This window comes from Bradyrhizobium sp. HKCCYLS3077 (assembly GCF_051167555.1).
In the GTDB taxonomy this organism is placed as follows: Bacteria; Pseudomonadota; Alphaproteobacteria; order Rhizobiales; family Xanthobacteraceae; genus Bradyrhizobium.
Map to the genome: position 1 here is coordinate 227,412 of NZ_JBNPTH010000002.1, position 22,941 is coordinate 250,352.

A 22,941-nucleotide genomic window follows, 5' to 3' on the forward strand; every position below is an offset into this window, starting at 1 on the left:
GAGTCAGAACCGATATTGCTCGGAGCGGGTAGGGTAGGCAAGCGGCAGCCTCCAGGGCGGAAGCGTGTCTATCGTCGCGCTGCCGTGAAACTCTTAGCATCATGCCGCCGCGCGCCGCGCTGCTTGATACAGCGCCCTCGCCCCCAAGGCGAAGCTTTGCTTCGCCTTGGGGGCGAGGGCGCAGCCACTTGCACCACTAGTCGCTAGAGACGCTTGCTAGCGCTACGTCTTCACCGCCGCCACGCCCTCGATCTCGATCAGCATCTTCGGATCCGGCAGCGCCACCACCACGCACGTCGTCCGCGCCGGATACGGCGCCGGCCCGAACGCCGCGGCATAGAGCCGGTTCATGACCGCCACATCGGCCGCGCGCGTCAGCAGCACGTTGACCTTGACGACATCGCGGAGAGAGGCGCCGCCCTCGGTCAGCACACGCGTGAAATTGGTCACGACATTGGCGAACTGCGCCTCGAACTCATCAGGCAGGTTGCCGTCGGCGTCGAAGCCGGGGATGCCGGAGATGAAGAGAAGGTCGCCGACGCGGTTGCCGAAGGAGAGCGGCGGGGCTTTGATGTGGGGTGGGGCGGGGATGTGGTGGATGGGCATGAGGCATGCAAATGAGCATTTTCTGTTGATTGCAATCTTTAGGTGAGGATTTATCCACAAACTGCTGCTGCAAATGGTAATTTGTCAAGCGAGGAGATGACTTGATGACTCAGAGCGATTCTGCCGTCGGTAATGAGTTTGATGCGGCAAAAATTATAGTCGAAACCCTTAGTGGGCTGGGACCAGCGCAACAGGAGCGTGCGCTACGCTTTGCTAGCGAAGCGTTGGGCCTGAGTCCGTCGAATCTGCATGCGGCTACTCAGAAAGGAGGGCACAATGAATTTCCGGATTTGGGTGCTCGCCCGTCGCCACGACAGATCGACATCAAACAATTTACGGCAGAAAAGTCTCCCACTAGCGATCAGCAATTTGCAGCTGTCGCAGCTTATTACTACCAGTTCGAAGCGCCCGCAAACGAGCGACGCGAAACGATTAGCGCGGATCTTCTAGCAGAAGCGGCGCGCCTGGCTACTAGGCGTCGTCCGAGTAGATTTGCGTTAAACAATGCAAAGAATGCTGGCTATCTCGATTCAGCTGGACATGGAGAGTTCAAGCTAAATACGGTCGGAGAGAACTTGGTTGCTATGACTCTGCCGGGTAAGGTCGTCGCTAGCGGACCCAAGCGTTCTCCGCGTAAGAGAAAACCTATCGCTGGTAAGCGAGTTCGAAAAAAGGGAAAAAGAACATGAGATTGCACGTTTGGGGAGGTAGATGACAGCTGCTCTTGACGCAATAGACGCTGCACTCCAAGAAGTGACAACAGCTCGACTGATGATTTCGAAAACTAGGTCAAAGCAGGTTCGTAACGCGGATCATCTGGCAAGTCTAAGGTCACTTTCGTACGCATGGTTCAATGGGCACAAGAAGTCCGTAGTTTCGGTGGCGAGCGATGATCTGGGGCAAATTGATGATGCGTTTCAGACGATATTGAACTCCACGGACAGAAGCGCTGCTAGATCGACATATCTCGGCGCGCTAACGCGAGCGAAGAGTTCGCTAATAGCTGTGCGGTCTGCCATTTTGAAAGAGCAGACGTCTGTTGTTCCAAGTTCGGATGACGCCTTGCCGGACTTTTCCCCTCTGGCGGGAAATCTTCAAGTGCGCGACGTGCTCGGCGATAGATGGGTTGAGTGTCAAAAGTGCGTATCCGCTGGAGCGCATCTTGCAGCAATTGTCATGATGGGCGGCTTGTTGGAGGCTCTTTTCGTCGCCCGTGCTAATAAAATGGAAGACAAGTCCGTGCTTGTAAAGGCTAAGGCTGCGCCAATAAACAAGGGGACTGGTAAGGCGCTCGACTACCGCGACTGGATGTTGGATTCCTACATAAAGGTTGGTCATGAGCTCGGCTGGATTACCGAGTCGGCCGCGACAAGTAGCGGATGTCTTGAAAGAATTTCGAAATTACGTCCATCCTGCAAAGCAGCTGAGGCATGGAGTGGCGCTAGCGCACAACGACTCTGCGATGTTTTGGAGTGTTACGAAAATACTGGTACGGCAGCTACTGGCCAGCGCGGCTTAGAACGTAGGGTGGTAAAGAGGCCGTGCGCGAGCAGCCCTGTTATCCGAGCATGCCATTCATCTTTGGGTGTTGCTGTGTCCTCCCGCGCGAAAGCCTGTAGCACGTCCGCGCAAAGCGCGGACGTACACTTGCTAGCTTACTTACTCACAACGCCTTGTTGCTCTCCTTCACCTTCTCCGCGTCGAGATACACGCTGCCGCCCATTTCCTTGAACCTGGCGCTCATCTGGGCCATGCCGTCCTCGATGGTGCCGCTGATGGTCATGCCGACGGTCGCGGGATCATTGAGCGTCGCGGCGTAGTCGCGGACGTCCTGGGTGATCTTCATCGAGCAGAATTTCGGGCCGCACATCGAGCAGAAATGCGCGACCTTGTGGGCTTCCTTCGGCAGGGTCTCGTCGTGGAAGCTTTTCGCGGTGTCCGGGTCGAGGCCGAGGTTGAACTGGTCGGTCCAGCGGAACTCGAAGCGGGCGCGGGAGAGGGCGTCGTCGCGCAGTTGGGCTGCGGGATGGCCCTTGGCGAGGTCGGCGGCGTGGGCGGCGATCTTGTAGGTGATGACGCCGGTCTTGACGTCGTTGCGATCGGGCAGGCCGAGATGCTCCTTCGGCGTCACGTAGCACAGCATCGCGCAGCCGAACCAGCCGATCATCGCCGCACCGATCCCTGAGGTGATGTGGTCGTAGCCCGGCGCGATGTCGGTGGTCAGCGGCCCCAAGGTGTAGAACGGCGCCTCGCCGCACTCCTTGAGCTGCTTGTCCATGTTGATCTTGATCTTGTGCATCGGCACGTGGCCGGGGCCCTCGATCATGACCTGGCAGCCCTTGTCCCAGGCGATCTTCGTGAGCTCGCCCAACGTCTCCAGCTCGGCGAACTGGGCGCGGTCGTTGGCATCCGCAATCGAGCCCGGGCGCAGGCCGTCGCCGAGTGAGAACGAGACGTCATACTTGCGCATGATGTCGCAGATCTCGTCGAAATGGGTGTAGAGGAAGCTCTCCTTGTGATGCGCGAGGCACCACTTGGCCATGATCGAGCCGCCGCGGCTGACGATGCCGGTGACGCGCGACGCGGTGAGGTGGATGTATTGCAGCCGCACGCCGGCGTGGATGGTGAAGTAGTCGACGCCCTGCTCGCACTGTTCGATCAGCGTGTCCTTGTAGAGCTCCCAGGTGAGCTTGACCGGATCGCCATTGCACTTCTCCAGCGCCTGGTAGATCGGCACGGTGCCGATCGGCACCGGCGAGTTGCGGAGGATCCATTCGCGGGTGGTGTGGATGTTGCGGCCCGTGGAGAGGTCCATCACGGTGTCGGCGCCCCAGCGGATCGCCCACACCATCTTGTCCACTTCCTCTTCCACCGAGGAGGTCACCGCCGAGTTGCCGATATTGGCGTTGATCTTGGTGAGGAAGTTGCGGCCGATGATCATCGGCTCCAGCTCGGCATGGTTGATGTTGCAGGGGATGATGGCGCGGCCGCGCGCGATCTCGTCGCGGACGAACTCCGGGGTGATGAAGGCGGGCACGGACGCGCCAAAGCTCTCGCCATCGGCGAGCGCGGCTTCGGCGCGTTCGAGCTGGACCTTGCGGCCGAGATTCTCGCGCTCGGCGACGTAGATCATCTCCTTGGTGACGATCCCGGCGCGGGCGAATTCGAGCTGGGTGATCTTGTGGCCGTCGAGGCCGCGGAGCGGCTTGTGATGCGCGGTGAACGCCTTCGCCGCCTTGTCGGCGCCGACATTGCCATTGTCCTCCGGCTTGATGTCGCGGCCGACATATTCCTCGACGCCGCCGCGCTCCTTGACCCAGGCGGTGCGGTTGCGGGGCAGGCCGGCGTTGACGTCGATGGTGACGCTGGGATCGGTGTAGGGACCGGAGGTGTCGTAGACCGGCAGGTTCGGCTCGGAGGCCGCCTCCGACAGGATGATCTCGCGCAGGGGCACGCGGAGATCGGGCGCGGAGGCAGGCGTCGCGTAGATCTTGCGCGACGACGGCAGTGGGCCGGTGGTGACGGCGGGCAGGGTGGTGTCGGGATTGGAGCGAATGTTCATGGGATCCTCCTGGTCAATTGTTGTCGGCCGGGCCGAATGCGGGCGCGGAGTTCAGAGGGGATGCGTCGGAGTAGGGCGTGTTGGAGCGATATGTCGCGGCGTGCGCAGTGCGCTCCCCTCCCCCTTGCGGGGAGGGGTCGGGGGTGGGGGTGCCCGGAACGCGGTGCTGATGAGTAGGCGCGTGATTGAAGTTGTAGGGTGGGTGTGATCTCACGCTGAGAGCAGTGCGCGTGGACCCCCACCCCCAACCCCTCCCCGCTGCCGACAATCGCTGCGCGATTGCGGCGTGGGGGAGGGGAGCGCACTGCGCGCTTGGCGGCGAGCTCGTGCAACAAATCTCAGACGCATTCGCAAATGCTGGGCGCATCACGCCGGCTCCTTCGCCGCATCGAGCCACGCGCGCACTCTTGCGTCCGGATCGGCATTCTGCGTGACGTCGCTGACGACCGCGATCGAGTCTGCGCCGGCAGCAAAAATCTCCGCCGCCTGCTCCAGCTTAATGCCGCCGATCGCGACCAGCGGAATATCGCCGACGCGCTGCTTCCACATGCTGATCTTCGGGATGCCTTGCGGCGCGAAGCGCATCGCCTTGAGCGTGGTCGGGAAGATCGGGCCGAGCGCGACGTAGTCGGGCTTGGCGGCGAGCGCGGTCTCCAGCTCGGCATCGTCATGGGTCGACAGGCCGAGCGTCAGGCCGGCCTCCTTGATCGCCTTCACATCCGCTTCCGCCAGATCCTCCTGGCCGAGATGGACGTGCGCGGCTCCCGCGACGATGGCGGCGCGCCAATAGTCGTTGACGATCAGCTTGGTCGCGGTGCCCTTGGTGATTTCAAGCGCGTCGGTGACGATCTGCAGCGCCTGGCCGTCGTCGAGATTTTTCGCGCGCAGCTGCACGGTGCCGACGCCGAGCTTGGTCAGGCGCTCGACCCAGGCGAGGCTGTCGACGACGGGATAGAAGCGATCAGGATACGGCATGCCAGAACGGGGTCCCAACGACAGGGGTGGAAGGCGAGGCGAAATCGCGGGCGTCCATCAGCCCGGCTTCGTAGGCGGTGCGGCCGGACTCGACGCCGAGCTTGAAGGCGCGGGCCATCGCGACGGGATCGGCGGCCTTGGCGATCGCGGTGTTGAGCAGCACGGCGTCGTAGCCGAGCTCCAGCGCTTCGGCCGCGTGTGATGGCGCGCCGAGGCCGGCGTCGACGACGAGGGTGATGTCGGGCAGGCGGTCGCGCAGCAGCTTCAGCGCATCGCGATTGATGATGCCTTTGGCGCTGCCGATCGGCGCGGCCCAGGGCATCACCACCTTGCAGCCGGCATCGACCAGGCGCGTGGCCACGGTGAGATCCTCGGTGCAATAGGGGAAGACCTCAAAGCCGTCCTTGATCAGGATGGTGGCGGCCTCGACCAGTCCGACGACGTCGGGCTGCAAGGTGTCGTTGTCGCCGATCACTTCGAGCTTGATCCAGGACGTGCCGAACAATTCGCGCGCGAGCTTGGCCGTGGTCACCGCCTCGCGCACGCTGCGGCAGCCGGCGGTGTTTGGCAGCACCGTCACGTTCAGCTCGTTGATCAGCTTCCAGAACGCATCGCCCGTCTTGCCGCCGGCGGCTTCACGCCGCAGCGACACGGTAACGATCTCGGCATCGGAGGCGCGGATCGCATCCTGCATGATCGCGGGCGAGGGATACAGCGCGGTGCCGATCAGCAGGCGGGAGGTGACGGTCTTGTCGTAGAATTTCAGCATGGGAATGGTCTCTCCCCGAATGACACTGTCATCCCCGCGAAAGCGGGGATCCAGTATTCCAGAGGCGGTCGTGATGAGCCGAGGGGCCGCGGCGTACTGGATCGCCCGGTCAAGCCGGGCGATGACGGCTGTGGGTGAGGCGCGACCGCCCACCCCACGTCGTCCCGGCGAACGCCGGGACCCATACCGCGTGATGCCGGATTGGGGCAGGCGGGGAGATACTGCGTCCTATGACCACCGACGGTGGTTATGGGTCCCGGCGTTCGCCGGGACGATAACAGTGTGTGGAGTGAGAGCGCGCGCTCCATCGGCATCACCCTCCCTGCCGCGGCGTGATGATCTCGATCTCGTCGCCGGCCTTCAGCGCCGTCTCCGACCAGCGGCTCCTCGGCACGACATCGTAGTTCAGCGCAATCGCGAAATGCGTGCCTTCGTAGTCGAGCTCCGACAGCAGCGCCGCGACGTCGGTGGAATTGATATCGCGGGCCTCGCCATTGACCGTCACGCGCATCGCATCACCTCATTGTCGATCTGGCCATGCGCAACGTAGTTCAATGTCGCCTGCGCCAAGCTCGGTGCGATCAGGAAGCCGTGGCGATAGAGCCCGTTGACGCGGATCTCGCGCTCGCTTCTCACCGTGATGCGCGGCAGATTGTCGGGATAGGCCGGCCGCAGGCCGGAGCCGAATTCTAGGATGCGCGCCTCGCCGAACGCCGGATGCACGGAGTAGGCGGCGCCTAATAGCTCCAGCGCCGAACGCAAGGAGACGCCAGTGTCCTCGGCCTCGAGCGAGGTTGCCCCCAGCATGAACAGATTGTCCTCGCGTGGAATGAGATACAGCGGGAAGCGCGGATGCATCAGCCGCACCGGGCGCGCGAGCTGCACCTCGGCGGTCTCGATCAGGATCATCTCACCCTTGACGCCGCGCAGCTCCGGCTCGGCGTCGCGCGCCTCCAGCCCGCGGCAGTCGATCACGAGGCCGTCGAGATCCGCGGCGCTGACATTGCTGTTGAACAGCACGCGGCCGCCGGCCTCGACGATGCGCTGGTGCAGCTTCGGCAGCACGCGGCGCGGTTCGACATGGCCCTCGGTCGGATAGAACAGGCCCTCGCGAAAGCGGCCCTCCAGCGACGGCTCCAGCTCGGCGAGCGCAGCCGCATCGAGGCGCTGATAGCCGGAGGTGCGGCGGGCGAAGCGGTCGTAATCGGCGCGGTCGCGGGCATGCGCGATCACCAGCGAGCCGTTGAACGGCGTCTCCGGCATCTCGCGCCGCCAGATGTCGAGCGAGGCAAGCCCGAGGCGGCTGATGATGGGTTCGGAGACTTCGCTCTCGCAATAGGGCGCCAGCATGCCGCCGGCCCAATGGCTGGTGGAGAGCATCAGTGCGGCGTCGCTGCGTTCGTGCAAGGTGACGGCGTGACCGGCGCGTGCGAACAGCAGTGCCTGCCAGGCACCCGCAATACCGGCACCGATGATGGATACGGGACGATCCCCGCGGGTCGTTGTCTGCTGCATCCCTGTCCCTTCGCCGGCATGACCCGGATCAGGTTCAAAGGGTCACCGCATCACGTGCGGTATCTCAGCTCCCCCTCGGAGCTCCCCTCGGAACGCGCTTAAAATAGACCGATACGCCCCGGTGTCAACGGAGTGTCACGGAAAGACTGTGGCTGTTGGATAGGAACGAAACGCCGTCAGTGCGCGCGGGCGTGCCGGCGGGTCTCGATCTTCGGCGTGATGTCGAGCGGGGCGCTGACGCGCTCCGGCCGGCCGGCGGGGCGGGCATCGGCGAGGCGCTGCCGCTTGGCCTCCTCGTAGTAGCCCTTGGCAAAAAACGCCACGGCGCGGTCGTGGTCGCCGCGGGCGGCGCGATAGGCGCCGGCGAGGTAGCGCACGCCATAGGTGAGATTGGTGTTGGGATCGTGCAGACCCGCGGCATCGCCGGTATAGCCGAGCCCACGCGCGGTCCCGAGCTTGATCTGCATCAGGCCGATGCAGCCGCAGCGGCCGACCAGGTTCGGCTGATACTTGCTCTCGCGCACGATCACGCGGTGGATCAGCGTTTCCGGAATGTTGTTGGCGGCGGCGTGCACGGCGACCAGCGCGTCGATATGCGGATGGCCGGTATTCATGTGCTTCGGCTTGGCCTCGGCCGCCTTGCGGTCGGCCTCGCGCTCGGGGGCGGGCGCGTCCGGCGCGGCCTCGACCTCGGCCGGCTGTGCCGAAGCGTTGGCATCGACCGGATTGGTCGTGTCGGCGCCGCTGACGGCCTCGATCGCCTCGACCTCGCGCGCGGTCCGGGTGACCGCGCCGCGCGCGGCCAGATCCTTGATGCTGTCGGCGCGGACATGGGCCAGCTTGATCTTGCCCGCTTTTGCCTTGCTGGCGCTGTCCGTCTCCTCGGCGGCCGTTGCAAGCGGCGCGTGACCGAGCATCGCGAAGCCTGCGAGGCAGGCCGTCAGCACAAGACGTTTCATGACTCAGGATCCCCCGGGAACCGTGCGCGTGCCGAAGCAGCCCCCTCGGCACACGTTTAACCCTTTGCACACCGTAATTGGCGCAAACGCCGGGCAATATTGTGGCGAAAATCGGGCGCTGCGCCCGGGTGCGCCGGGAGCATGGCGGCTCCGGTTTACCCCGAATTATGCCGGGGCGTGGTTGGGTGGAGCCGTCTCCAGCCAGGACCTACCGCGATGACGCTGTCCGTCACCCATACAGATGCGAGCGCCGGACGCGCACAGGCGCAGCTTGCGCTGTGGGTCGGCGCCGCCGTCTATGCGCTGCTGCTGATCTCCGGCAACCGGCTGCTCAACGATCCCGACACGCTTTGGCAGATCACGGTGGGGCAGTGGATCATCGATCACCGCGCGGTGCCCGAGGTCGACGTCTATTCCTTCACCATGCGCGGCGCGCCCTGGATGTCGACGCAATGGCTGGCGCAGGTCGCCTTTGCCGCGGCCTATCGGATCGCCGGCTGGACCGGGCCGGTGGTGCTGGCGGCGGCGGCCATCGCGCTGGCGTTCGCGCTGTTCGCGCGCATGTTGAGCCGCCATCTGCGCGACAGCACGACGCTGGTTTTCGTCGTCGCGGCGTTCCTGCTCTGCCTGCCGCATCTGCTGGCGCGGCCGCATGTGCTGGCGTTTCCGATTCTGGTGGCCTGGATCGGCGGACTGATCGATGCGGCCGACCGCAGAGAGGCGCCGCCATTCGCGCTGGTGCTGCTGATTGCGCTGTGGGCCAATCTCCACGGCGGCTTCGTGTTCGGCCTGTTCTTCATTGCGCCCGCCGCGCTCGATGCGCTCGTCAACGCGGACGCCTCGGCCAGACGCGGCCTCGCCTTGCGCTGGGCGCTGTTCGCGGCGCTGGCGCTCGTGGCGAGCTGGTGCACGCCCTATGGCTGGAATGCGCTGCTGGCCTCGCAGAAGATCCTGTCGCTGGGGCAGGCGCTGCCCTTGATCGTCGAATGGAAGGCGGCGGATTTCCAGGGCCTCGGCCCGTTCGAGATCTGCCTGTTGATCGCGATCGGCTTCGCGCTGCTCCACGGCTTCGCGCTGCCGCCGGTGCGCATCCTGATGCTGCTCGGCCTGTTGCACATGGCGCTGGCACAGGCGCGGGCGGCGGAAATCCTCGCCCTCGTCGGTCCGCTGGTGATCGCGGCGCCGCTGGCGCGCTTTTCGGGGACAGCGCCCGTTCCGCCCGTGGCGGGAAGTCCGCGCGCGCTCGCCGCCGCCGTCGTGCTGGCGCTGGGCGCCGGCACCATTGCGTCGATGTCGATGCTCAGCTACGCGCCGAACATGCGCGGCACGCCGGTCGCGGCGGTGACCGAACTGAAGAGGCTCAATCTGACCAGGGTCCTCAACGACTACGATTTCGGCGGCTATTTGATTTCAACCGGGGTGGCGCCGTTCATCGACGGCCGCACCGAGCTCTATGGCGAAAAGTTCTTCGTCGATCACAATGCGGCGTCGGGCCTGATGGAGCCGGACAATCTGTTCCGCCTGCTCAAGGACTACGACATCGAGGCGACCCTGCTGCGGACGCAGAGCGCGGCGACCAAGCTGCTGGATCACGTCGACGGCTGGCAGAAGGTCTATGCCGACGACATCGCCACCATCCACCTGCGCAAGCCGGGCGCCCGCCACGTCGTGGAACCGGCGGTCCAGAGTCGCGGGAATTGAAGCAGACAATTTGATCGAATTTGCGTGAGGTCGGATGTCGCGCGGCATCCGGGCACGTGCAAATCAGCAGCCGTGCGGCTATTCTCTCCCGGTCAGTTCGACAGCAAGCCTGACTCATTCAAAACAGAACTGAGAGGGAGCGCGTCATGGCCGTGAAGGCAGCCGACATCCAATTCCGTGACATTGTTGACAGCCGGTCGCCGATGCGCGTGCTCGACCTGCCGCGCAACAATCCCTGCGCCCAATGCGCCGAGCCGATCGCGCTTCCGACCTGGGTCGAGAAGGATGGCCGGCGGACTGCGTTCCTGTGGCACTGCCGGTTGTGTGATTATCGCTACGAGACGATCGCGTTCTATGCCGAGGCGGTCGACGAGGACGGCGCGCTGGCGGCGTAGTTAGCTGGATGCGCCGCGATCTGGCTGAATGCTTGAATCCTCTCTGAGATGCGCAAGCTGCCACAGCAACGGCGGTGCGCTCCCTCTCCCCGTGAAGGACGGGGAGAGGGAGCTCACCGTCCGTGCAGTGAGCGGCGGTTTCCATTGTTGCGCTTCGTAGTTTCTTTCCCTCAGCCTCATTCTCCCCATCTCAGAACCGTCACTCCGTAACACTCCCCCGCCCGCGATGGGACCGCTTGTCGCGATCGTGACGAAATCGCGGTTCCCTGGGAACGCGGACTGTCCGTTGCCGTTCTCTCGTCACCATTCACACTGAGAGGAGACACCACATGGTGATGAAGACTGTTGCGGCCGGCCTTGCCGGTTCCCTGCTGCTCGCGACCGCGGCGTTTGCTGCCGAGAGCACCACGACCACCACGATCAAGAGCGAGACGACCGCTGCCTCCTATGCGGGTGACTGGCGCGGCTCGAAGCTGATCGGCGTGAAGGTCTACAACAATAACAACGAGAACGTCGGCTCGATCGACGACATGCTCGTCGACAAGAGCGGTGCGGTGAAGGGCGTCGTGATCGGCGTCGGCGGCTTCCTCGGCATGGGCGAGCACCTCGTCGCCGTCTCGTTCGATCAGATCAAGTTCTCGGATCAGCCGGTGCAGGCGAGCACGGCTTCCAGCGCTCCGGCTACTGGCACGACGACGGCGACCACGCCGCCGGCCTCGACCACCACGACCGGCGCCGCCACCGGCACCTCGTCGTCGTCGATGAGCTCGTCGAAGAGCCGCTGGTATCCCGACCACGCGATGATCAACGCCACCAAGGACCAGCTGAAGTCCATGCCCGAGTTCAAGTACTCGGAGTAATCTCGGCGTTCCGGTCTATCAGTTGATGTGCAGCGCGTCCGGTTCGTCCGGGCGCGTTCGCATATGATCAGGCGGCGCGAAGCGTCGTCTCGCCTTGCGGCAGCTTGATGCGCGCGATCAGGCCGCACGGTTTGCGATCATGCAGCGACAGCTCGCCGCCATGCGCCTGAACGATCGCCTTGGCGATCGACAATCCCAATCCGAAGCCGGTGGCCTCGTCCATGTTGCGGGCATGATCGCCGCGCACGAAAGGCTCGAGCATGTCCGCCTTCAGCGCGTCCGCGATTCCCGGTCCGTCATCCTCGACATCGATGGTGAGATGCTTGCCCGAGACCGTGAGCCGCACGACCGTCTGCTGGCCATACCTCACGGCATTCTCCACCAGGTTGGTGATCGAGCGCATCAGGTCGTCGGGACGCACCGTCGCCATGGCATGCGGGGGTCCGGCATAGCTGACGTTCTGCCCGACATCGGCGAATTGATCGGCGACCAGCTGCAGGATGCTGGCGACATCCACCAGGGTCATCGGCTCAAGCTTGCGCCCGTTGCGCAGGAACGACAGCACGGAGCCCAGCATCGAATGCATCTGATCGAGATCGGCGAGCATGCGGCTGCGCTGCAGCTCGTCCTCGACGAACTCGCAGCGCAGCCGCATGCGCGTGAGCGGCGTGCGCAGATCGTGGCTGATCGCAGCCAGCATCTTGGTGCGGTCGTTCATCAGCGCGGTGATGCGCTGGCGCATCCGGTTGAGCGCGCGGGCAAGCGAGCGGATCTCCTCCGGTCCGCGCTCGGGCAGGGCCGGTGCATCGCCGTCGAGGCTGAACGTCTCGGCCGCCCTGGCGAACACGGACAGCGGCGATGTCAGCGCGCGTGCGGCCCACACTCCGAGCAGCGTGATGCTGATGAAGGCGAACAGGATCGTCGTCAGCCACGGCGCCCCCCAGAACGGCGGCCGGCGCGGCCGCTCAGGCATCTTCGCCGAGATCATGCCGCCATCGGGCAGGGCGAACACCACCTGTCGCCCGGGCGATCCCGGCGGTGGCATGTAGATGCGATAGCCCGGGCCTAACCCACGAAAGCCGCCGAATCCCGGTCCGCCCTCGCGCCCTCCGCGTGCCTCGGGCCCGCGCTCGTCAGGGCGCGGTCCGAAGTCCGGCGGCGGGCCGGCATAAGGCTTGAGATCGAACTCAGGGTAGGCCCGGGTGATGTCGCTGATCAGATGCGCGCGGTCGGACGCTTCGGCGCGCCCGAGCACATGAACCACGGTCGCAAGCTGAAACGGTCCGGCCTCGTTCTCGTTCTCCGGCTGGTCGGCGCGATAGATCAGGAACGAGGCGGTGATGATCGCATGCAGCGTGACGATCGAGATCGCCACCAGCGCCGTGATCTGGCCGCGGATGCCCTTCAGGTTGAGAAAGCCGAACGACATCATCACGACAGCTACCCGATACGTACCATCAATGGCTTTGCGGGCCGGTCACCACCTCGACCACGGGCGTGAACATGTAGCCGCCGGAGCGCACGGTCTTAATCATCGTGGCCTCCTGGGGATCCGGCTCGATCTTGCGGCGAATGCGGCTGACCAGCACGTCGATCGAGCGCTCGAAAGAGCCGGCATTGCGGCCCTGCGTCAGGTCGAGCAGGCTGTCGCGCGACAGCACGCGGCCGGGCCGTTCGCAGAAGGTGCGCAGCAGGTCGAACTCGGCGCTGGTCATCGCGACGCGCGCGCCCTCGGGATTGCGCAGCTCGCGCAGCCGGAAGTCGATGCGCCAGCCGAGAAAGCTCAGGGCGGTGGCGCCTTCGGTCGCGCTCGCGGTCATCGCCGCGGCCTGCCGGCGCAGCACCGCATTGATGCGGGCGAGCAGCTCGCGCGGGTTGAACGGTTTCGGCAGATAGTCGTCTGCGCCCATTTCGAGACCGAGAATGCGGTCGACGTCCTCGCCGCGCGCGGTCAGCATGATGATCGGCACCTGCGATTCCGCGCGCAGCTTGCGGCACAGCGTGAGGCCGTCCTCGCCGGGCAGCATCACGTCGAGGATCAGCAGGTCGACGCGATGGTCGCCCATGATGCGGGTCATCTCGCGGCCGTCGGTCGCGGTGGTGACGTTGCAGGCATTGTTGCGCAGATATTTCGCGATCAGCGTCCGCGTCTCGCGGTCGTCCTCGACGACCAGGATGTGGGGTTGTGTCTGGGCCATGCCGATCAAGTGACCTAGAATCGCGGCGATTTGCGATTTTTTTTGTTACGTAATGTTTCCTGGCAACGCGCCGTCGAGCAGGGCGCGACTACCGTTGGGCACGCTGTCGCGCTTTGATGCCGAGGCGTCAAGCCCCTGAGCAGACGGAGAGGTGCCACGGTGGGGCTGACGACACCGGACTACCGGCTCGTGGTGTAAAGCTGAACCGCGGCTCCGAGCCACGCTGCGCTCCCTCTCCCCGTTCTTCACGGGGAGAGGGCTGGGGTGAGGGGCAGCGGCACGGGAAGTGGATCAGTATACGGGAATCGTCACGAACGAGCTTTGAGTAGCTATGGCGTCGAACACTCGCGTTGACGACCATGGAGAAGTGCTACCAACTTCACTCTGCCCGTGTGGCTGCCCCTCTCCCCGTGAAGGACGGGGAGAGGGAGCAGACCGCCGTTGCCGCGTCGTATCAGTCCTTACTTCACCAGCGAACCGCCGGAGCAGACCGCCATTGCCGCCGGCCGTATCAGTCCTACTTCACCAGCGGGCAGCCGCCCTTGTCGAGCGGACGGAAGGCCTCGTCGCCCGGGACGGTGGCGATCAGCTTGTAGAGGTCCCAGTCGCCCTTCGATTCCTCCGGCTTCTTGACCTCGAACAGATACATGTCGTGCACCATGCGGCCGTCGATGCGGATCTTGCCGTTCTTGGCGAAGAAGTCGTTCACCGGCATCGCGCGCATCTGCGCCATCACCTTGGGCGCCTCGTCGGTCCCGATCGCCTCGATGGCCTTCAGGTAATGCGTCGTCGCGGAGTAGAGCCCCGCCTGGATCATGGTCGGCATGTGGCCGACCTTCTCGTTGAAACGCTTGGAGAAGGCGCGGGTCTCGTCGTTCATGTCCCAGTAGAAAGCGTCGGTGACGATCAGGCCCGATGTCGACTTGATGCCGAGCGAATGCACGTCGGTGATCTCCATCAAGAGCGCGATCATCTTCTGGCCGCTCTGCGCCAGGCCGAACTCGGCGGCCTGCTTCAGCGCGTTCTGCGTGTCGCCGCCGGCGTTCGCGAGGCCCACCACCTTGGCCTTGGACGCCTGGGCTTGCAGCACGAAGGAGGAGAAGTCGGACGAGTTCAGGGGATGGCGCACGTCGCCGAGCACCTTGCCGCCGGCTTCCTTCACGACATTGGCCGCGTCGCGCTCCAGGGCCTGGCCGAAGGCGTAGTCGGCGGTGATGAAGAACCAGGTGTCCTCGCCGCGCTTGACCATCGCCTTGCCGGCGACGTTGGACAGGGCATAAGTGTCGTAGGTCCAGTGCACCGTGTTGGGCGAGCACTGCGCGCCGGTGATGTCGGAGGAGCCGCCGCCGGAGTTGATGTGGATCTTGTTCTTCTCGCGCGTCAGCGCCGAGACCGGCAGCGCCACCGAGGAGGTCGGCACGTCGAAGATGGCATCCACCTTCTCATTGTCGTACCAGTTGCGGGCAATGTTGACGCCGACGTCGGGCTTGTTCTGGTGATCGGCCGAGACCACCTCGACCTTCTTGCCCTTGACCTTGCCGCCGTAGTCCTCGACCGCCATCTGCACCGCGACCAGCGAGCCCTTGCCGGTGGCGTCCGCATAGAGGCTCGACATGTCCGTGAGCACGCCGATCTTGACGATGTCGTCCGAGATCGTCTGGGCAGATGCGGTTCCGCAGAGGGCTGCGAGCGCGATGGCTGCAGCGGCGGCTTGCGCCGAAGGTCTCATGTCTCTCTCCCGAGATTATTGTTTGTTGGTGCGGGAGTTCTATCCGCCCTGATATGGCCGCGCAAAGCGGGGCTGCGCATAGGACGGTTGCGCGGAGGGCGCAAGCTCGCATCGGGGGACGCCAATCGGGAACCCGGCGCGGCCACTCGTGATTCGCTGGGAATCTACGGGCTACGCCATATGACGGAATGTTCAGCCGTGTGAACGGCTACAGCCCCGGCAATGAATTGACGCGCACCGCCAGCGTGCCCTCGGCGGTGGCGATCACGCGCAGCACGTTGCTGTCGAAGGCGATGTCGGTGAGGGCGAGATTGTTGATGTCGGTGTCGACGCGGATGCCGTTCTCGTTCTTCTGCAGCTCGGCAATGGCGGCGGCGATCTTCTCCCGGACATTGTCGGAGAACGGCTTGAGATCGACCACCGATCGTTCCAGCAAAGCGCGCTGCAGATGCGGCACGGCGGCGCGCGCGGCGGCGCCGAGCAGGCCGAAGGCCGCGTCGGATTCGACGGCAAGCTGCAGATCGGCGAGGCGCAGGATCTGCTGCGCCTGATCGACCATCGGGCGGCCCCAGATGTGCACCGTCGCGTCGGCGCCGAAGCCGAAGAAGCTTTCCTTTTCCGTGCCCTTCACCTGCAGCGAGATCAGCAGCCGGTTGCCGGAGGGAATCACAGTCGCATGCTTGACGGTGACCGCGACCGGGCCGGAGCCGTCCTCGGGGAAGGTTCGCCCGGCAAGCTGCGAATCCACGAGCTTGCTGAGCTCGGTAAAGGGCACGTCGATCGGGACCGCGACGTTGATGCCGCCGGTGGTCGGCGGAATGATCGTGATCTTCTCGGGGAAGGGGCATTCCGGCTTCGTTTCGGCCGGCGTGACCCGCGTCTCCGCCTCGATCCCCATCGTCACCGTGACGGCATTGACGTCGATCGTCGGCTGCGCGGCCAGCGCGCGTGTCGGCTTGACCTCGAGCCACACCGGCGGCAGTCCCGGCGCGGAGCCCTGCAAGGGCACCGAGCGGCAGGCGCGCGCCCATTGCGCCTGCGCGACCCGGCGCATCGTCGGATCCTTGCGCAGCCGCTCGCTCAGCGCGGCGAGCTGCTCGTTCACGGTCTTGTCGATGATCGGCTTCATCTGCGCAGGCACGTTCACCCGGGCGCCGGCGACCGTCAGCGCGGTATCGCCGAGATTGACCTGCGCGGTGAAGTTCGGCTCGACGGCCCAGGCCGCGGCGAGCCGCGGCCGCATCCCGATCAAGACGTTGCCCTTGATGTCGGCGGTGGCGTTCAGGTTCTTGATGTTGATGCCGCCGATCTGCTTGGCCGCGTCCGATCCGAGCAGGCCGCCGAGCGCGTCACCAAGTGCGCCGGTGGCCTTCGCCGAGAGCGAGCCGGTGACGTTGAGCCGGCCCGACAGCGGCGCGGCCAGCGACAGCGTGTCCTGCGTCCCGGTGGCCGCGATCGTCCCGCGCGAGACGGTCCAGCCGATATCGGCATTCTGCAGTAGCTGCGACACGGGGTTCTCGGACTTGCCGGCGTAATTGCGCGGCGTGGCCTTCTCGGCCGCGTCGCGGATGGCGCCGAGCGAGATCGACACCGGGGTCATGATGATGGAATTGCGCGTCGCGGCCGGCAGCGGTGGCAACGCGGCGACGGGCGGAGCCGGCGTCTTGCCGGAGTACAGGAACACTTCCACCACGATGATGCCGATCAGGACGAGCGCGGCGAGCCCGGCGGCCGCGATCAGCACCATGCGCAGCCGCGGCGGCGACCACCGTGGCGGCCGCTGCAACGGCCGTTGCGGTGTCTGCAACGGTCTTGGGGCGAGCGGATGAGGCTTGCCCTGCCAATCGGTGCGCGGGGGCGGAAGGTTCATGTCGAGTCCAGGGGGCTCCGGCGGCTGCACGGCCGGGCACGGTCCGGTCGTGGCGGGATCGCGGTTAATACAGAATTATCGAGTTTACAGGGCTGGACGGAGGCGCGCCAGAGCACCCGTTGAAGTCCGGCATCATCAATCGGCCGTGAAGGTGAATGGCCGGATCAGCGCGAAGACGTGACGCGCGCAAAGAAATGACCGCCGTGGCTGTCGGCCGCGGCGGTCCAGTCAGGGAGGATCGTGGGGAGGAAAAGGAGGGAGGCTGCGATCAGCGGAGCGCGCGGCCGAGATCGGCGCGGCGTTCCATCGGCAGCACGATCACCTTGGCGCCGACATTGACCCGGGAATACAGGTCGATCACGTCCTGGTTGGTCAGGCGGATGCAGCCCGACGACACATGCGTGCCGATCGTCTCCGGCGCGTTGGTGCCGTGGATGCGGTAGACGGTGCCGCCGAGATACATCGCGCGGGCGCCGAGCGGATTGCCGGGACCGCCGGCCATGTGGCGCGGCAGATAGGGCTGGCGCGCGATCATTTCCGGCGGCGGCGTCCAGTCCGGCCATTCGGCCTTCTTGGTCACCGACTGCACGCCCGACCAAGTGAAGCCGTCGCGGCCGACGCCGATGCCGTAGCGCATCGCCTGGCCGTTGCCGAGCACATAGTACAAATACTTGTTAGGCGTATCGATCACGATCGTGCCGGCCGCCTCGCGGGTGGCGTAGCTCACGACCTGACGGCGCAGCCGTGCCGGCAACTCTGAGGGCGTCGCCTCGTCATCGCCGGGTGGCGTCATTTGCGGCGCAGAGGCCGGCGGCTCGTAGGCCGACGCCGGCGGCGGCAGCAGGAAGGGGAACGGCAGCGGGGCCGGGGAGGCGGCCTGCGTCGGCGCGGCGGCGACGATGCTGCCCGCGATCAGCGCGCCGAACAGAATACGAGAGGGAGAAAGGAATTTTCCTGACGTGAACATCGACGTCCCCTTGTTTGAACGCTTGCCATGCGCCGCCGTCATGTTCGGCCGGCGTCGTTGAAATCAGCTGCCTGTCATCATTGCTTGTGGCGCATTGATCCGCGCCTGATGCTGCAACTGATAGGGGAGAAAAGTTTCGGTGCGTTTGCGCGCTCTCACTAAAACGGTTTCGTCGGCTTAACCGTTTGTTTCATGACGGTTTCACGACAGGCCGGCGTTGAGATCGCGGCGGAGATGGTGGACGGCGGCAAAAAGAGCCTTCGACAGTTCGATGACGTCACACGCCTGAAATAACAATGTCGGAATTTGCGGCCGTTCAGAATCGCTGCAACTTTCCGGATCGCCTTATGCGGATCTTAATCGCAACCGACGCTTGGCACCCCCAGGTCAATGGCGTGGTACGCACGCTGACGTCCTTGTCGCGCGCTGCGGCGGGGCTGGGTGCCGATATCACCTTCCTCACGCCGGAAGGCTTTCCATCGTTCGGCGTGCCGACCTATCCGGGCCTGCGGCTTGCCATCACCAGAGCGAGCGAGATCGCCCGCCGCATCGAGGCGGCCGCGCCGGACGCGATCCACATCGCGACCGAAGGTACGATCGGCTGGGCGGTGCGGCGCTACTGCCTGCGCCACGGCCTGCCGTTCACGACGTCCTACACGACGCGCTTCCCGGAATATGTTTCTGTGCGCACCGGAATTCCCGATGCCGTCGGCTACTGGGTGATGCGCCGCTTCCATGACGCGGCCGCGATGACCATGGTCGCCACCAACTCGCTGCGGCAGGAGCTCGCGGGACGCGGCTTCAAGAAGCTTGGCTTCTGGACGCGCGGCGTCGATACCAAGCTATTCAATCCCGATGAGCCGGCAACGCTCGATCTGCCACGGCCGATCTTCCTGTCCGTCGGCCGCGTCGCGGTCGAGAAGAACCTCGAGGCATTCCTGTCGCTCGATCTGCCCGGCTCGAAGGTCGTGGTCGGCGACGGTCCGGCGAAGGCCGAGCTGGAGCGTCGCTTCCCGGATGCGCATTTTCTCGGCGAGAAGAAGGGCAAGGACCTGACGGCGCACATGGCGGCGGCCGACGTCTTCGTCTTCCCCAGCCTGACCGACACGTTCGGCGTGGTGCAGCTGGAATCGCTCGCCTGCGGCACGCCGGTCGCGGCGTTTCCCGTCACCGGCCCGCTCGACGTCATCGCCGATCATCCGATCGGTGCGATCGACTGGGACCTGCGCGCGGCCTGCCTGAAGGCGCTGACGATGTCGCGCGAGACCTGCCGCGCGTTCGCCCTCGACCGCTCCTGGGAGAACAGCGCGCGTCAGTTCATCGGCAATCTCGCCGTGCTGCAGCCGTCGCGCGCCATTCGTCCCGCTCCGATCCTGGTGGGCCAGAGCGCGGTCCGCGGCTGACGGCCAACCTTGCGTCACTCCGTTCATTCCAAACCTCAGTGAGATGTTACGATGGCAGAAACCATGAAGCTCGACGGCGCGCGGGAGCTCGATTTCGACCGCGAGCAGGTCGAGCAGGCCTATGACCGCTGGGCGCCGATCTACGACCTCGTGTTCGGCGGCGTGTTCGAGAAGGGCCGCAAGGCGGCGATCTCGGCCACCAACAAGATGGGCGGCCGCGTGCTCGAGGTCGGCGTCGGCACCGGCATCTCGCTGCCGCTCTATGCCCCGCATGTCCGCGTGTTCGGCACCGACATCTCCGAGGCGATGCTCGGCAAGGCGATGCGCCGCGTCGCTGACCAGCGGCTGAAGAATGTCGAGGGTCTGGCGGTGATGGACGCCGAGAACCTGGACTTCCCCGACGATTCCTTCGACGTCGTGATGGCGCAATATGTCGTGACCGCCGTGCCGAACCCCGAGGTCGCGCTCGACGAGTTCGCCCGCGTGCTGCGTCCCGGCGGCGAGCTGATCATCCTGACCCGCGTCAGCGCCGATGACGGCCTGCGCCGCGTCATTGAGCAGGCGCTGCAGCCGGTGGTGCGCCGGCTCGGCTTCCGCACCGCCGAGTTCGGCTGGTCGCGCTACATGCGCTGGCTCGCCGGCGCGCAGCGCATGGAGCTGGTCGAGCGCCGCCTGATTCCGCCGCTCGGACACTTCTCGCTGGTCCGCTTCCGCAAGATGGACCTCGCTGCCGCCGCCTGAGGGCGCGGCAGCTTCCCATCCGTGCGTCTCCCGTAGTCTGCGGGGCCCACTGCGTCCGATGCTGTGACATCTTGATGATGTCACAGGATCTACATCGAATCCCTGTACACGACCTGCAACTCATTCTTCGGAGCAACCATGATCAAGCACTTCCTGGAGCAGCTGCGGATCCAGCGCTGGGACGACCATCGCTACTATCACCACAGCCGCATCAATCAGAGCCTGCACTTCGTCAGCGCGCTCAGCTTCCTGATCGCCTATGTCATGATGGTGTTCGATCCCCTGATCTCGGCGCTGATCGGCTGGCTGGTCTCGATGACCTCGCGCCAGGCTGGGCACTTCTTCTTCGAGCCCAGGGGCTACGACCACGTCAACCAGGCGACCCACGAGCACAAGGAAGAGATCAAGGTCGGCTACAATCTGCAGCGCAAGGTCGTGCTGATGTCGATCTGGGCCGCGGCTCCGGTGGTGCTCTATCTGCAGCCGACGTTCTTCGGCCTGCTGTCGCCCTGGACCACGGCGATGGAATTCGCCCGCGAGACCGCCAAGCTGTGGCTGGTGATCGGCGTCGGTGGGCTGATGTTCCGCACCATCCAGCTGTTCTTCATCCGCGACGTCGAGACCGGCCTCGTCTGGATGACCAAGATCCTCACCGACCCGTTCAACGACTTCATGCAGTACCGCTCGGCCCCGCTGGCGCTGCTGCGCGGCGAACTGATCGATCCGGGCCTTCACCTGATGAACGAAGGCCTCGAAGAGCAGCACGCCTGAGCTGATCTCGAAGTCCGAACGATCGCGATGCCCGGGCCAGTCCCGGGCATCGGTGTTTGTGGGGAAAAGTTGATGTTGAACGGAGACGGATGCGGCGCGGGCAGTGCGCTCCCTCTCCCGCTCGCGGGGGAGGGCTGGGGAGGGGGCGAGCTTGCTCCGCTCCCAAGGGCAGCGCGTCGTGAGGCGGCCCCCACCCGTCGGGCTCTGCGAGCCCGCCGACCTCCCCCGCAAGCGGGGAAGGCGCAGCCCTCAGCGCCTGATGACCGCCCCGATCATCTCTTTCAGGATCTGGCGCTTGATCGCCTTGTTGGTGAGGCTACCGTCATTCCACCACCAGCCGTCCTGCTTCATCTTCTCCGCCGCCGCGACGACGCGCTTCGTCACCTCCGCGAAATCGGCGTCGGTGTAGTTCAGGCTGAAGATGAAGCGGCCGGTGCCGACCCAGCTCAGCGCCAGGCCCTCGGCGCGCAGATAATATTGCAGCATCCAATTGTAGCGCGACGGTACGGTGTACTCGACCAGCCAGATCGACTGCATGTTGGAGACGCGCACCGGCAGGTCCTTGGCGGCGAGCTCCGCATTGAGCTTGGACGCGCGGCCGTTCCAGGTGTCGTCGAGCCCGTCATAGATGGCGCGGAAGTTAGGGCTGTCGAGCCGGCTCAGGAACTCGTCCATCGCCGTCATGACGTAAGGATGCGAGTTGAAGGTGCCGCGGGCGAAGCAGATGTCGGCCGGACGGTCGTCGCGGAAGCGGCGCATATACTCCTTCTTGCCGCAGACCACGCCGATCGGCAGTCCGCCGCCGAGGCTCTTGCCGTAGGTCACCATGTCCGCGGAGACGCCAAAGTACTCCTGGGCGCCGCCGGGCGCGAGGCGGAAGCCAAGGAAGACCTCGTCGAACAGCAGCACGATGCCGCGCTCGGTGCAGACGTCGCGCAGCTGCTTCAGCCAGGCCGTGTAGGCCGCGCGGTCGTAGCGGCCCTTGCGCGAGGAATCCACCAGCGCGGAATCGCCGGGCGCGTTGCCGTTCGGATGCAGCGCCTGCAGCGGGTTGACCAGAACGCAGGCAATGTCGCACCGCGTGCGCAGCACGTGGAGTGTCCGCTCGGACATCTCGGCGAGCGTGTAGGTCTCGTGCGGTGCGATCGGATTGCCGACGCCGGGCTGCACGTCGCCCCACCAGCCGTGATAGGCGCCGGCGAAGCGCACCAGATGGCTGCGGCCGGTGTGGTAGCGGGCGAGCCGCACCGCCTGCATCACCGCCTCGGTGCCGGACATGTGGAACGAGACCTCGTCCATGCCGGACAGCTCGGTCAGCCGCTTCACGTTGTCGGCGACGACCGGATGATACAGGCCAAGCACCGGGCCGAGCGCCTGCGCGCGCCGCTCGGCGGCGGCGATGCACTCCTTGTAGAAGTCGTAGCCGAAGATGTTGACTCCGTAGGAGCCGGTGAGGTCGTAGAACTGGTTGCCGTCGAGATCGGTCATCGTCACGCCGGACGAGGACTGCATGAACGAGCCTGCGCCGAGCTGCTCCTTGACCAGTCGGCTGTACTGGAATGGCACCCGGTAGGCCTGGGTGAACTGCAGGTCGGAGATGCGGCTCGCGGCCTCCGCGGTGAGCGCGCGGCTCTTGGCGAACTTCTCCTGGAACAGCGCGCCGAGCCGGAAGAAGCCGTCCTGGCGCTGCGTGGCGATCGCCTGCGGCGCGCCGTCGGAGCGGAAGAAATCGTCGATGTCGAACTCATAACGCGGGATCAGCTTGGAGATCCGGCGGGATATCTTGGAATGGCCGGCCAGCGAACGGTGCTTGGCGCGCGACAGTTCGATGCGGGCCTTGACCTTCGGGGCGACGGCGGCTGTCACGGCAGCGCCAACGGCGAGCGATACATAAGGAATCGAGGTTTCCATCATGTCCAA

20 protein-coding genes and 1 riboswitch are annotated in these 22,941 nt (G+C 65.1%); of the genes, 7 read left to right on the top strand and 13 right to left on the bottom strand.

What is annotated here, in order from left to right:
* Positions 1–222: 222 nt before the first annotated feature.
* The gene (locus ACQR0Z_RS07095) at positions 223–606 is read right to left on the bottom strand and encodes a RidA family protein (RefSeq protein ID WP_434918161.1); all 384 of its coding nucleotides are present in this window, start codon (positions 604–606) and stop codon (positions 223–225) included.
* A 104-nt stretch (positions 607–710) separates the two neighbouring features.
* Between ACQR0Z_RS07095 and ACQR0Z_RS07100 the strand changes: the two genes are divergently transcribed.
* Positions 711–1,295, top strand: coding sequence for a hypothetical protein (locus tag ACQR0Z_RS07100; protein WP_434918162.1), 585 nt, complete (start codon positions 711–713; stop codon positions 1,293–1,295).
* Between the two features lie 974 nt (positions 1,296–2,269).
* On the opposite strand, the gene thiC is transcribed toward ACQR0Z_RS07100, so the two are convergent.
* The 6 genes from thiC to ACQR0Z_RS07130 all read right to left on the bottom strand — a co-directional run bounded on the left by thiC (position 2,270) and on the right by ACQR0Z_RS07130 (position 8,386).
* A complete protein-coding gene (gene thiC, locus ACQR0Z_RS07105) occupies positions 2,270–4,168 on the bottom strand; it encodes a phosphomethylpyrimidine synthase ThiC (RefSeq protein WP_434918163.1) in 1,899 nt (632 codons plus the stop codon).
* A gap of 366 nt (positions 4,169–4,534) precedes the next feature.
* The gene (locus ACQR0Z_RS07110) at positions 4,535–5,143 is read right to left on the bottom strand and encodes a thiamine phosphate synthase (protein ID WP_434918164.1); all 609 of its coding nucleotides are present in this window, start codon (positions 5,141–5,143) and stop codon (positions 4,535–4,537) included.
* A complete protein-coding gene (locus tag ACQR0Z_RS07115; protein WP_434918165.1) occupies positions 5,130–5,912 on the bottom strand; it encodes a thiazole synthase in 783 nt (260 codons plus the stop codon). Before ACQR0Z_RS07115 ends, ACQR0Z_RS07110 begins: the two co-directional genes overlap by 14 nt.
* Positions 5,913–6,225: 313 nt before the next feature.
* Positions 6,226–6,423, bottom strand: a complete 198-nt coding sequence (thiS, locus tag ACQR0Z_RS07120) for a sulfur carrier protein ThiS (RefSeq protein WP_434918166.1) — start codon at positions 6,421–6,423, stop codon at positions 6,226–6,228.
* Positions 6,414–7,427 (bottom strand): FAD-dependent oxidoreductase, encoded by a 1,014-nt coding sequence (locus ACQR0Z_RS07125; RefSeq protein WP_434918167.1) that lies wholly within the window; start codon positions 7,425–7,427, stop codon positions 6,414–6,416. Before ACQR0Z_RS07125 ends, thiS begins: the two co-directional genes overlap by 10 nt.
* A riboswitch (TPP riboswitch) is annotated at positions 7,415–7,525 on the bottom strand. (Overlaps the previous gene by 13 nt.)
* A gap of 78 nt (positions 7,526–7,603) precedes the next feature.
* A complete protein-coding gene (locus ACQR0Z_RS07130) occupies positions 7,604–8,386 on the bottom strand; it encodes a transglycosylase SLT domain-containing protein (RefSeq protein WP_434879506.1) in 783 nt (260 codons plus the stop codon).
* Positions 8,387–8,602: 216 nt separating this feature from the next.
* On the opposite strand from ACQR0Z_RS07130, the gene ACQR0Z_RS07135 reads away from it, so the two are divergent.
* From ACQR0Z_RS07135 to ACQR0Z_RS07145, 3 genes are all read left to right on the top strand, one after another.
* Positions 8,603–10,087 carry a hypothetical protein gene (locus ACQR0Z_RS07135; RefSeq protein WP_434918168.1) on the top strand — a complete coding sequence of 495 codons (1,485 nt, stop codon included), beginning with the start codon at positions 8,603–8,605 and terminating at the stop codon, positions 10,085–10,087.
* Between the two features lie 146 nt (positions 10,088–10,233).
* Positions 10,234–10,482, top strand: coding sequence for a hypothetical protein (locus ACQR0Z_RS07140; protein WP_434860602.1), 249 nt, complete (start codon positions 10,234–10,236; stop codon positions 10,480–10,482).
* Between the two features lie 329 nt (positions 10,483–10,811).
* On the top strand, positions 10,812–11,342 hold the full coding sequence (locus ACQR0Z_RS07145) for a PRC-barrel domain-containing protein (RefSeq protein ID WP_434918169.1): 531 nt from the start codon (positions 10,812–10,814) through the stop codon (positions 11,340–11,342).
* Between the two features lie 67 nt (positions 11,343–11,409).
* Here the strand turns inward: ACQR0Z_RS07145 and ACQR0Z_RS07150 are convergent, their stop codons facing one another.
* The 5 genes from ACQR0Z_RS07150 to ACQR0Z_RS07170 all read right to left on the bottom strand — a co-directional run bounded on the left by ACQR0Z_RS07150 (position 11,410) and on the right by ACQR0Z_RS07170 (position 18,106).
* Entirely contained in the window at positions 11,410–12,774 is a 1,365-nt protein-coding gene (locus tag ACQR0Z_RS07150; RefSeq protein WP_434860746.1) for an ATP-binding protein, read from the bottom strand.
* Positions 12,775–12,799: 25 nt separating this feature from the next.
* Complete coding sequence (locus ACQR0Z_RS07155; protein ID WP_434860604.1) at positions 12,800–13,540, bottom strand: response regulator; 741 nt, start codon at positions 13,538–13,540, stop codon at positions 12,800–12,802.
* 517 nt (positions 13,541–14,057) lie between these two features.
* The gene (locus tag ACQR0Z_RS07160) at positions 14,058–15,269 is read right to left on the bottom strand and encodes an ABC transporter substrate-binding protein (RefSeq protein WP_434918170.1); all 1,212 of its coding nucleotides are present in this window, start codon (positions 15,267–15,269) and stop codon (positions 14,058–14,060) included.
* A 208-nt stretch (positions 15,270–15,477) separates the two neighbouring features.
* On the bottom strand, positions 15,478–17,139 hold the full coding sequence (locus tag ACQR0Z_RS07165) for a DUF4403 family protein (protein ID WP_434918171.1): 1,662 nt from the start codon (positions 17,137–17,139) through the stop codon (positions 15,478–15,480).
* Between the two features lie 268 nt (positions 17,140–17,407).
* Complete coding sequence (locus ACQR0Z_RS07170) at positions 17,408–18,106, bottom strand: L,D-transpeptidase (protein ID WP_434879500.1); 699 nt, start codon at positions 18,104–18,106, stop codon at positions 17,408–17,410.
* A 347-nt stretch (positions 18,107–18,453) separates the two neighbouring features.
* Between ACQR0Z_RS07170 and ACQR0Z_RS07175 the strand changes: the two genes are divergently transcribed.
* The 3 genes from ACQR0Z_RS07175 (at position 18,454) to ACQR0Z_RS07185 (ending at position 21,021) form a co-directional block, all read left to right on the top strand.
* On the top strand, positions 18,454–19,509 hold the full coding sequence (locus ACQR0Z_RS07175; RefSeq protein WP_434918172.1) for a glycosyltransferase family 4 protein: 1,056 nt from the start codon (positions 18,454–18,456) through the stop codon (positions 19,507–19,509).
* A 51-nt stretch (positions 19,510–19,560) separates the two neighbouring features.
* The gene (locus ACQR0Z_RS07180) at positions 19,561–20,250 is read left to right on the top strand and encodes a class I SAM-dependent methyltransferase (RefSeq protein ID WP_085962810.1); all 690 of its coding nucleotides are present in this window, start codon (positions 19,561–19,563) and stop codon (positions 20,248–20,250) included.
* 138 nt (positions 20,251–20,388) lie between these two features.
* Positions 20,389–21,021 carry a hypothetical protein gene (locus ACQR0Z_RS07185; RefSeq protein ID WP_434860608.1) on the top strand — a complete coding sequence of 211 codons (633 nt, stop codon included), beginning with the start codon at positions 20,389–20,391 and terminating at the stop codon, positions 21,019–21,021.
* 249 nt (positions 21,022–21,270) lie between these two features.
* On the opposite strand, the gene ACQR0Z_RS07190 is transcribed toward ACQR0Z_RS07185, so the two are convergent.
* Positions 21,271–22,932 carry an aminotransferase class III-fold pyridoxal phosphate-dependent enzyme gene (locus ACQR0Z_RS07190; RefSeq protein WP_434918710.1) on the bottom strand — a complete coding sequence of 554 codons (1,662 nt, stop codon included), beginning with the start codon at positions 22,930–22,932 and terminating at the stop codon, positions 21,271–21,273.
* Positions 22,933–22,941 lie beyond the last annotated feature (9 nt).

Excerpts from the sequence above, each read along its gene's own strand:
- ACQR0Z_RS07095 (WP_434918161.1), bottom strand. The coding sequence starts at position 606 with ATGCCCATCCACCACATCCCCGCCCCACCCCACATCAAAGCCCCGCCG.
- ACQR0Z_RS07100 (WP_434918162.1), top strand. The coding sequence starts at position 711 with ATGACTCAGAGCGATTCTGCCGTCGGTAATGAGTTTGATGCGGCAAAA.
- thiC (WP_434918163.1), bottom strand. The coding sequence starts at position 4,168 with ATGAACATTCGCTCCAATCCCGACACCACCCTGCCCGCCGTCACCACC.
- ACQR0Z_RS07110 (WP_434918164.1), bottom strand. The coding sequence starts at position 5,143 with ATGCCGTATCCTGATCGCTTCTATCCCGTCGTCGACAGCCTCGCCTGG.
- ACQR0Z_RS07115 (WP_434918165.1), bottom strand. The coding sequence starts at position 5,912 with ATGCTGAAATTCTACGACAAGACCGTCACCTCCCGCCTGCTGATCGGC.
- thiS (WP_434918166.1), bottom strand. The coding sequence starts at position 6,423 with ATGCGCGTGACGGTCAATGGCGAGGCCCGCGATATCAATTCCACCGAC.
- ACQR0Z_RS07125 (WP_434918167.1), bottom strand. The coding sequence starts at position 7,427 with ATGCAGCAGACAACGACCCGCGGGGATCGTCCCGTATCCATCATCGGT.
- ACQR0Z_RS07130 (WP_434879506.1), bottom strand. The coding sequence starts at position 8,386 with ATGAAACGTCTTGTGCTGACGGCCTGCCTCGCAGGCTTCGCGATGCTC.
- ACQR0Z_RS07135 (WP_434918168.1), top strand. The coding sequence starts at position 8,603 with ATGACGCTGTCCGTCACCCATACAGATGCGAGCGCCGGACGCGCACAG.
- ACQR0Z_RS07140 (WP_434860602.1), top strand. The coding sequence starts at position 10,234 with ATGGCCGTGAAGGCAGCCGACATCCAATTCCGTGACATTGTTGACAGC.
- ACQR0Z_RS07145 (WP_434918169.1), top strand. The coding sequence starts at position 10,812 with ATGGTGATGAAGACTGTTGCGGCCGGCCTTGCCGGTTCCCTGCTGCTC.
- ACQR0Z_RS07150 (WP_434860746.1), bottom strand. The coding sequence starts at position 12,774 with ATGATGTCGTTCGGCTTTCTCAACCTGAAGGGCATCCGCGGCCAGATC.
- ACQR0Z_RS07155 (WP_434860604.1), bottom strand. The coding sequence starts at position 13,540 with ATGGCCCAGACACAACCCCACATCCTGGTCGTCGAGGACGACCGCGAG.
- ACQR0Z_RS07160 (WP_434918170.1), bottom strand. The coding sequence starts at position 15,269 with ATGAGACCTTCGGCGCAAGCCGCCGCTGCAGCCATCGCGCTCGCAGCC.
- ACQR0Z_RS07165 (WP_434918171.1), bottom strand. The coding sequence starts at position 17,139 with ATGAACCTTCCGCCCCCGCGCACCGATTGGCAGGGCAAGCCTCATCCG.
- ACQR0Z_RS07170 (WP_434879500.1), bottom strand. The coding sequence starts at position 18,106 with ATGTTCACGTCAGGAAAATTCCTTTCTCCCTCTCGTATTCTGTTCGGC.
- ACQR0Z_RS07175 (WP_434918172.1), top strand. The coding sequence starts at position 18,454 with ATGCGGATCTTAATCGCAACCGACGCTTGGCACCCCCAGGTCAATGGC.
- ACQR0Z_RS07180 (WP_085962810.1), top strand. The coding sequence starts at position 19,561 with ATGGCAGAAACCATGAAGCTCGACGGCGCGCGGGAGCTCGATTTCGAC.
- ACQR0Z_RS07185 (WP_434860608.1), top strand. The coding sequence starts at position 20,389 with ATGATCAAGCACTTCCTGGAGCAGCTGCGGATCCAGCGCTGGGACGAC.
- ACQR0Z_RS07190 (WP_434918710.1), bottom strand. The coding sequence starts at position 22,932 with ATGGAAACCTCGATTCCTTATGTATCGCTCGCCGTTGGCGCTGCCGTG.